7 protein-coding genes and 1 tRNA gene are annotated in these 8,000 nt (G+C 69.2%); 1 reads left to right on the top strand and 7 read right to left on the bottom strand.

Annotated features, from left to right (window positions below):
* Positions 1-59: 59 nt before the first annotated feature.
* From pgi to pcnB, 6 genes are all read right to left on the bottom strand, one after another.
* Entirely contained in the window at positions 60-1,577 is a 1,518-nt protein-coding gene (pgi, locus tag ACTJI2_RS04285) for a glucose-6-phosphate isomerase (protein ID WP_192197598.1), read from the bottom strand.
* Positions 1,574-1,954, bottom strand: coding sequence for an aspartate 1-decarboxylase (panD, locus tag ACTJI2_RS04280; protein WP_203321654.1), 381 nt, complete (start codon positions 1,952-1,954; stop codon positions 1,574-1,576). Before panD ends, pgi begins: the two co-directional genes overlap by 4 nt.
* Before the next feature lie 114 nt (positions 1,955-2,068).
* Positions 2,069-2,911 carry a pantoate--beta-alanine ligase gene (panC, locus tag ACTJI2_RS04275; RefSeq protein ID WP_318288814.1) on the bottom strand — a complete coding sequence of 281 codons (843 nt, stop codon included), beginning with the start codon at positions 2,909-2,911 and terminating at the stop codon, positions 2,069-2,071.
* A 45-nt stretch (positions 2,912-2,956) separates the two neighbouring features.
* A complete protein-coding gene (gene panB / locus ACTJI2_RS04270) occupies positions 2,957-3,769 on the bottom strand; it encodes a 3-methyl-2-oxobutanoate hydroxymethyltransferase (RefSeq protein WP_203321652.1) in 813 nt (270 codons plus the stop codon).
* 17 nt (positions 3,770-3,786) lie between these two features.
* Complete coding sequence (gene folK / locus ACTJI2_RS04265) at positions 3,787-4,278, bottom strand: 2-amino-4-hydroxy-6-hydroxymethyldihydropteridine diphosphokinase (protein WP_440841215.1); 492 nt, start codon at positions 4,276-4,278, stop codon at positions 3,787-3,789.
* 10 nt (positions 4,279-4,288) lie between these two features.
* The gene (gene pcnB / locus ACTJI2_RS04260; RefSeq protein ID WP_183644723.1) at positions 4,289-5,611 is read right to left on the bottom strand and encodes a polynucleotide adenylyltransferase PcnB; all 1,323 of its coding nucleotides are present in this window, start codon (positions 5,609-5,611) and stop codon (positions 4,289-4,291) included.
* Positions 5,612-5,711: 100 nt separating this feature from the next.
* On the opposite strand from pcnB, the gene ACTJI2_RS04255 reads away from it, so the two are divergent.
* Positions 5,712-5,786, top strand: a tRNA-Glu gene (locus ACTJI2_RS04255).
* Between the two features lie 86 nt (positions 5,787-5,872).
* On the opposite strand, the gene ACTJI2_RS04250 is transcribed toward ACTJI2_RS04255, so the two are convergent.
* Entirely contained in the window at positions 5,873-7,906 is a 2,034-nt protein-coding gene (locus tag ACTJI2_RS04250) for a M3 family metallopeptidase (protein WP_440841214.1), read from the bottom strand.
* Positions 7,907-8,000 lie beyond the last annotated feature (94 nt).

The raw sequence follows: 8,000 nt of genomic DNA, 5'->3' as shown, positions 1-8,000 counted from the left end.
ATCGGACATCCAGAGCGACTGACGTCGCTCCCACAAGACAGAAGGTCGCCGCGGAAAAATCAACCGCGCTTGCGCAACTCGTCCAGCAGTACGCGGGTGACCGGGTCGTTGGCCTGCGCTTCGCCCTTCAGTGCCGGCAGCAGGCCGTTGGCCAGTTGCTTGCCCAGTTCGACGCCGAACTGATCGAAGGCGTTGATGCCCCACAGCACCGACTGCGCGTAGACGCTGTGTTCGTACATGGCGATCAGGCCGCCCAGGGTCTGCGGGGTCAGCGCATCGAGCAGGATCAGCGTGCTCGGGCGGCTGCCCGGATACGCGCGGTGCGGATCCTCGCTGCCCTGCCCGTTCGCCAGCGCCTCGGTCTGCGCCAGCAGGTTGGACATCAGCGCCAGGTGGTTCTCGGCATAGGGATCGTCGTTGCGGATGGTGCCGACGAAATCCAGCGGCACGATGCCGGTGCCCTGGTGCAACGCCTGGAAGAAACTGTGCTGCACGTCGGTGCCTGCACCGCCCCACCACACCGGCACGGTATCCACGCCGACCGGGCTGCCGTCGAGTTTCACCGACTTGCCCAGGCTCTCCATCACCAGTTGCTGCAGGTAGGCCGGCAGCAGTGCCAGGCGCTGGTCGTAGGTCATCACGCCGTGCGCGGCGTGGCCTAGCGCATTGCGGTTCCAGATCGCGGTCAGCGCGTGGCGTACCGCGATGTTGTCGGCGGGCGCGGTGTTCAGTACATGCGCGTCGAAATCCGATGCGCCGGACAGCAGCGCCTCGAAGCGCTCGAAGCCGATGGCAAGCGCGATCGGCAGGCCAACCGCCGACCACAGCGAGTAGCGGCCACCCACCCAGTCCCACATCGGCAGCACCCGTGCCGCGTCGATCGCGAACGCGGCGGCGGCGCGCTCCGGATTGGCGCTGACCGCGTACAGGCGCTCGCTGCTGCCCAGCCAGTCGCGCAGGATGCCGCCGTTGAGCAGGGTTTCCTGGGTGCCGAAGGTTTTGGAAATCAGGATTGCCGCGGTCTTGCGCGGATCCAGCGGCGCCAGCACGCGCTGGGCGGCGGCACCGTCGACGTTGGACAGGAAGTGCACGCGGAAGCGGCCCGGCAGCGGTCCGCGCAACGCATCGGCGACCAGCCGCGGGCCCAGGTCGGAACCACCGATGCCGACGCTGACGATATCGGTGACGTCGCTGGCTTCCAGATCCGCGATCAGCGCGGCCATGCGCTCGCGCACCGCGCTGGCGGTGGCGAATGCCTCGCGCGCGGCGGCGGCACCGGAGTGATTGCCACGCAGCGCGGTATGCAGCGCGGCGCGGCCTTCGGTGACGTTGACCTTCTCGCCATCGAACAGACGCCGGAACGCCCCTTTCAGATCGCGCGATTCGCCGAGTGCGACCAGCGCGGACAGCGCCTCGCGGTCATAGCCCTGGCGGGCGAAGTTGAAGTACAGCGGGCCGTGGCGCAGGGCGAAGTCGTTGGCGCGCGCGGGATCCTGCGCCAGCAGCGCCGGCAGCGATTGCCCGCGCAGGCGCGCGGCGTGGGACTGCAGTGCGTCGAAACCCGGTGTCTGGCTCATGCGGCCTGCTTGGGGATGCTGTGGTTGGTGTGGGTGATCCTGTTGTTGCCGTCCACGTAGATCAGCTTGGGCTGGAAGCGCTCGGCTTCCTCCTCGCTCATGCCGGCGAACGCGGCGATGATGATCAGGTCGCCGATCTGCACGTGGCGCGCGGCGCCGCCGTTGAGCGAGATGATCCCGCTGCCCTCGTCGGCGCGGATGGCGTAGGTGGAGAAACGCGCGCCGTTGGTGACATCCCAGATGTGCACCTGCTCGAACTCGCGGATGCCGCTGGCGTCCAGCAGCAGGCCGTCGATGGCGATCGAGCCTTCATAGTTCAGTTCGGCGTGGGTGACGGTGGCGCGGTGAATCTTGGTCTTGAGCAGGCTGAGTTGCATGGCGGGGGGAACGGACCACGGAGGAAGCGGAAGTTTAGCAGCGGCCGCGGGCGGCCGACGTGCATGCGGCGGGAGGGGCCGCGCGGGAGGCGAAGCGGGCGGCAGGCGCCGCGTTCACCATTCCAGGTTGTCGATCAGCCGGGTCCGGCCCAGGCGCGCGGCGACCAGCGCGACCCGGGGACCGGCTTCGCCGTCGGCAGGCTCGCTCAGGTCGGGCCGGCGCACCGTGGTGTAGTCCACCGCGAAACCGTTGTCCGCCAGGTGGCGGGCGGCGGTGTCCTCGACCTCCACGCGCGCGCGGCCGGCGACGACGCCGTCGCGCATCGCGGTCAGGACGCGGCGGATTTCGGCGGCGCGCGGGCGTTCGTCGGCCGACAGGTACTGGTTGCGCGAACTCATCGCCAGCCCGTCGCTCTCGCGCACGATGCTGCCGGCCAGCAGCTCGATCGGAAACGCCAGGTCCGCCACCATCTGCCGGATCACCGCCAGTTGCTGGTAGTCCTTCTTGCCGAATGCGGCCAGATCCGGCTGCACCTGATTGAACAGGCGGGTCACCACCGTGCACACGCCATCGAAATGGCCGGGGCGATGCGCGCCTTCCAGCAGGCTGCTGACACCGGGCACGTGCACCTTGGCCGCCAGTTCCACGCCGAACGGATACATCGATTCCACCGTGGGCAGCCACAGGACATCGCAGCCCGCGCCTTCCAGACCGCTCATGTCCGCTTCCGGCGTGCGCGGGTAGCGGGTGAAGTCCTCGTTGGGACCGAACTGGGTCGGATTGACGAACACGCTGGACACCACGCGGTCGGCATACTGCCGCGCCAGCATGACCAGCGAGTAATGGCCGGCATGCAGGTTGCCCATCGTCGGCACCAGCGCGACTTTCAGGCCCTCGCGTTTCCATTGCCTGACGCGGGCGCGCAGATCGTGCAGTTCGGTGATGGTTTCTAGCATGAAGTTGTCCGCAGAAGTCCGCTGGATCGCCGCGCGGTGCGCGGCTCAGTAGGAGTGGCTGGCGTCGGGGAAGCTGCCGTCGCGCACCGCGTCGGCATAGGCGCGCACGGCGCCGGCGATCGAACCGCCTTCGGCCAGGAAATCCTTGACGAACTTGGGCCGGCGATGGCCGGTGTCCAGGCCGAGGAAATCGTGCAGCACCAGCACCTGCCCGTCGCAGCCCGGGCCGGCGCCGATGCCGATGGTCGGGATGGCGATGTCCGCGGTGATGGACGCGGCCAGCGCCGACGGCACGCATTCCAGCACCAGCAGCGCCGCGCCGGCCTCGGCCACCGCGCGCGCATCGGCGCGCAGGCGCGCGGCGGCGGCTTCGTCACGGCCCTGCACCTTGTAGCCGCCGAACTTGAGCACCGACTGCGGGGTCAGGCCCAGGTGCGCGCAGACCGGAATGTCGCGCTCGCTCAGGAAGCGGATCACGTCCAGCTTATGGCCCGCGCCTTCCAGTTTGACCATCTCGGCACCGGCCTGCAGCAGCGCGATGGAGGCGTCCAGCGCGCGTTCGGGCGTGGCGTCGGACTGGAACGGCAGATCGCTGATCAGCAGCGCGCGGTTCAGTCCGCGCGCCACCGCTGCAGTGTGGTAGGCGATATCGGAAGTGGTCACCGGCAGGGTCGAGTCATGCCCCTGCACCACCATGCCCAGCGAATCACCGACCAGGATCAGGTCGGCGCCGTTGGCATCGAAGACCCGGGCGAAACCGGCGTCGTAGGCGGTCAGCATGACCAGCTTGCGTCCGTCCCGCTTGGCCTCGGCCAGGGCGGGAACGGTCCAGGGCTTGCTATCGGCGTGAGTGCTCATGGGGATGCATTATCCGCTCATAACGGCTGGATATTCGAGCTTTCCAGGCCGGACACTGCATCCCGCGCGTAACCGACGCCCGGAATCCGGATGTCCGGCGCCAGTTCCAGCAACGGCACCAGCGCGAAGGCGCGCTCGTGCAGGCGTGGATGCGGCAGTTGCAGGCCGGGCACGTCCAGCACCCGATCGCCGAACAACAGCAGGTCCAGATCCAGGCGCCGCGGTCCCCAGCGCTGTTCGCGGGCGCGATCCCTGCCGAACTCGCGTTCGATCGCCAGCAGGTGTTCCAGCAGCGCCAGCGGTTCCAGCGAAGTACGCAGCATCGCCACCGCATTGATGAAGTCCGGCTGCGCCTCCAGGCCCCAGGCCGGCGTGCGGTAGAGCCGCGACACCGCCACGCATTCGGTGTCCGGCAGCCGCGCCAGGCGCGCGGCGGCGGCCAGCAGGGTGGCCCGGGCATCCCCCAGGTTCGCGCCCAGGCCGACGAACGCATCGCCCGGCGCTGTCATCTCGGCCGGTTCATTCCGGCGAGGCGGCGCTGCTGCGGCGACGGCGACGACGGCGACGACGGCCCTGTGGACCGCCCTCCTCGTCCGGGTTGCCGGCGGCGGACACCAGCGCGCTGGCCAGCGCCTCGGGCGACTGCGCCTGCGCTTCGCGCCAGAACGCCACGTCCTCGGCGTGTTCGCTGGACGCGGACAGGCGCAGCACCAGGAAATCGAACGCGGCGCGGAAGCGTGGATGGGTCAGCAGGCGCATGACCCGCTTGCGCTGGCGGTTGCCGAAGCGGGTCTGCAGCAGCCAGATCTCCTGCATCGGCAGCGAGAACCGGCGCGGCAGCGCGACCGTGTTGAGCTGGTGCAGGGTCACCCGATCGGCGGCGCGGCGCTGCGCCTCCTCCGCGTGCACGCCCTGCGCCTGCAGCGCCATCAGGGCGCGGCAGTACGCCGGCCACAGCAGCAGCGCGAACAGGAACGCCGGCGACACCGGCTCGTCGTTGGCCACCCGCCGATCGGTGCCGGCCAGGCCCTCGATCAGCATGCGCCGCAGCGCTCCGCTGCGATTGGAAGCCAGCGCCGCCGCGGTTTCCGGCAGCAGCACGGCGAGCAGGCCGAACCGTTCCAGGCCCTCGAAGCTGGCCACCGCGTGGCCGGACAGGAACAGTTTGAGGATTTCCTCGAACAGGCGCGCGGGCGCCGCGTCGGACAGCAGCGAGGCCAGCCGCGCGATCGGTTCGGCGGTCGCCGTCTCGATCGAGAAATCCAGCTTGGCCGCCAACCGCACCGCGCGCAGCATGCGCACCGGATCCTCGCGGTAACGCTGCTCGGGATCGCCGATCAACCGCAACGTGCGCGCCTGCACGTCCTCGAATCCGCCAACGTAGTCGCGCACCGAGAAATCCTCGATGGCGTAGTACAGCGCGTTGGCGGTGAAGTCGCGGCGCACCGCGTCGTCCTCGACGGTGCCGTAGACGTTGTCGCGGACCAGCCGGCCGTTCTCCATTTCGCGATCGCCGCTGCCATCGTCGCTGTTGGCGCGGAAGGTGGCGACCTCGATGATCTCGCTGCCGAACACCACGTGCGCCAGCCGGAACCGGCGGCCGATCAGGCGGCAGTTGCGGAACAACTGCTTGACCTGCTCCGGGGTGGCGTCGGTGGCGACGTCGAAGTCCTTGGGATGCCCGCCGACCAGCAGGTCGCGCACGGCGCCGCCGACCAGATAGCCGGCGAAGCCCGCATCGCGCAGCCGGTACAGCACGCGCAGGGCATTGGGACTGATGTCCTTGCGCGAGATCGGGTGCTGGTCGCGGGGAATGATGCGCAGGGCGGTGTTCGGGGTAATGGTGGCGGTTCCGTCAGGTGGTCTCGTGCCCCGGGGCGGGCGATTGCCGAACGCCGGGGTAGCCGCCTATACTAATGCGCTTCGCCGGCATCACCCAAACGCTCCCTTCGTCTAGTGGTTAGGACGTGGCCCTCTCAAGGCTAAAACAGGGGTTCGAGTCCCCTAGGGAGCGCCATTCCGGCTGAAGTCACCTCGCGGACCCGCTCCCGAGGCGCCGGCGGCGGCTTTTCCGTCCGCACACCCGCCGGCCGTTCCCCTCGCCTAGCCCATGCCGCTGTGCCGCAGCAGCGCGTCGATGCGTGGCTCGCGCCCGCGGAATGCGCGGAAGTTCTCGGCCGCCCCGCGGCTGCCGCCCCGTCCCAGCACTTCCCGGCGGAAACGCGCGCCGGTTTCGGCCAGTTGCCCCGGGGTTTCCTCGAACGCGGCATAGGCGTCGGCGCTCAGCACCTCGGCCCATTTGTAGCTGTAGTAACCGGCGGCGTAGCCGCCGGCGAAGATGTGGCTGAACTGGTGCGGAAAGCGGTTCCAGCTCGGCGGCCGGTTCACCGCGATCTCGTCGCGCACGCGTTCCAGCAGCGCCAGGACGCTGTCGCCGGCCGGATCCAGGCCGCCGGCGTGCAGCAGCATGTCGAACAGGCCGAATTCCAGTTGGCGCACGGTCGCCATGCCGCTCTGGAAGTTCTTCGCCGCCAGCATCCGATCGAACAGATCGCGCGGCAGCGGTGCGCCGGTGTCCACATGCGCGGTCATCGCCCGCACGCGCTCCCACTCCCAGCAGAAGTTCTCCATGAACTGGCTGGGCAGTTCCACCGCGTCCCATTCCACGCCGTTGATGCCGGCGACCGCCAGCTCGCCGATCGCGGTCAGCAACTGGTGCAGGCCATGGCCCATTTCATGGAACAGCGTGGTGACTTCGTTGTGGCTGAAGGTAGCCGGCTTGCCCTCGGCGCCACGGCCGAAGTTGCAGACCAGGTACACCAGCGGCGTCTGCGCGCCCTGTCCCGCGCCGCGCTCGCGGCGGTTGCGGCCATCGTCCATCCAGGCGCCGCCGCGCTTGCCCTCGCGGGCGTAGAGATCGAGATAGAACTGGCCGACCAGTTGGCCATCGTCGCCGACCAGCCGGTAGAAGCGCACGTCCGGATGCCAGGTCGGCGCCTGGTCCGGTTCGACCCGCAGGCCGTACAGCGCATGGATGAGATCGAACAGGCCGGCCAGTACCTTTGGCTCGATGAAGTACTGCTTCACTTCCTGCCCGGAATAGCTGTAGCGCGCCTGCTTGAGCTTCTCGCTGGCCCAGGCCAGATCCCAGGCCTGCAGATCGTCCAGTCCGAGCTCGTCCCTGGCGAACGCCTCCAGTTCCGCGCGATCGCGCCGCGCGTGCGGCAGCGCGCGTGCGCCGAGATCGCGCAGGAACGCCAGTACCGCCTGCGGACTGTCGGCCATCTTGGTGGCGACCGAATAGTCCGCGTAGCTGGCGAACCCGAGCAACGCCGCCAGTTCGGTGCGCAGCGCCAGGATGCGATCGATCAGCGCGCTGTTGTCGAGCCCGGCGTCGTCGCCCAGTTCGGAGGCGCGCACGGCGCTGGCGCGGTAGAGCTGTTCGCGCAGGCCACGATCCTCGGCATAGGTCTGCACCGGCAGGTAGCACGGCATCTGCAGGGTCAACTTCCAGCCGGCGCGCCCGTCCTTTTCCGCCTGCGCACGGGCGGCCGCCAGCACGTCGGCCGGCAGGCCCGCCAGCCGCGATTCGTCTTCGACGTAGAGCGCCCACGCATCGGTCGCGTCCAGCACGTTGTTGGAGAACTTCGCCGCCGACGCCGACAGTTCCTCGCGGATGGCGGTGAAGCGGGCCTTGCCGGCCTCGTCCAGTTCGGCGCCGCCGAGGCGGAAATCGCGCAACGCGTTTTCCAGCGCCTTGCGCCGCGCGGCGTCGTAATCCTTCGCTTCGGGCGACTGCGCCAGTGCCTTGTATTGCGCGTACAGCGCCAGGTTCTGCCCCAGCGCGCTGCCGAATCGGGTGACCTTGGGCAGGTTGGCGTTGTAGGCCTCGCGCAGTTCCGGCGTGTTGACCACGGCCTGCAGGTGGGTGACCTGGCCCCAGGCCCGGTACAGCCGCTCGGTGGCGTCGTCCAGCGGCACCACGAAGCTCTCCCAGCTCACCGGCGCGATCGTTTCGGCCCGCTTCACCGCCGCGTCCGCCTCGGCCAGCAACTGGTCGATGGCGGGCGTGATCTGATCGGGTTTGATCGCGTCGAAACGCGGCAGGCCGGAAAAATCGAGCAGCGGAAGGGTCACGTCGGGGCTCCTGGAATCAGCCGTCGGAAGGCGGAAGTATCCTTCCAGAGTGGAGGCGACCGGCGCGGATGCAAGCGTGCGCCCGCGCCGGCGC

Source organism: Pseudoxanthomonas sp. 22568, from assembly GCF_052044485.1.
In the GTDB taxonomy this organism is placed as follows: domain Bacteria; phylum Pseudomonadota; class Gammaproteobacteria; order Xanthomonadales; family Xanthomonadaceae; genus Pseudoxanthomonas_A; species Pseudoxanthomonas_A beigongshangi.
Note: the sequence above shows the minus strand (reverse complement) of the source record. Positions and strands in the feature narration are given on the sequence as shown.

Bases quoted from the DNA above. Each gene is read 5' to 3' on its own strand.
- folK (WP_440841215.1), bottom strand. From the start codon at position 4,278: ATGACAGCGCCGGGCGATGCGTTCGTCGGCCTGGGCGCGAACCTGGGG.
- panD (WP_203321654.1), bottom strand. From the start codon at position 1,954: ATGCAACTCAGCCTGCTCAAGACCAAGATTCACCGCGCCACCGTCACC.
- panB (WP_203321652.1), bottom strand. From the start codon at position 3,769: ATGAGCACTCACGCCGATAGCAAGCCCTGGACCGTTCCCGCCCTGGCC.
- panC (WP_318288814.1), bottom strand. From the start codon at position 2,911: ATGCTAGAAACCATCACCGAACTGCACGATCTGCGCGCCCGCGTCAGG.
- pgi (WP_192197598.1), bottom strand. From the start codon at position 1,577: ATGAGCCAGACACCGGGTTTCGACGCACTGCAGTCCCACGCCGCGCGC.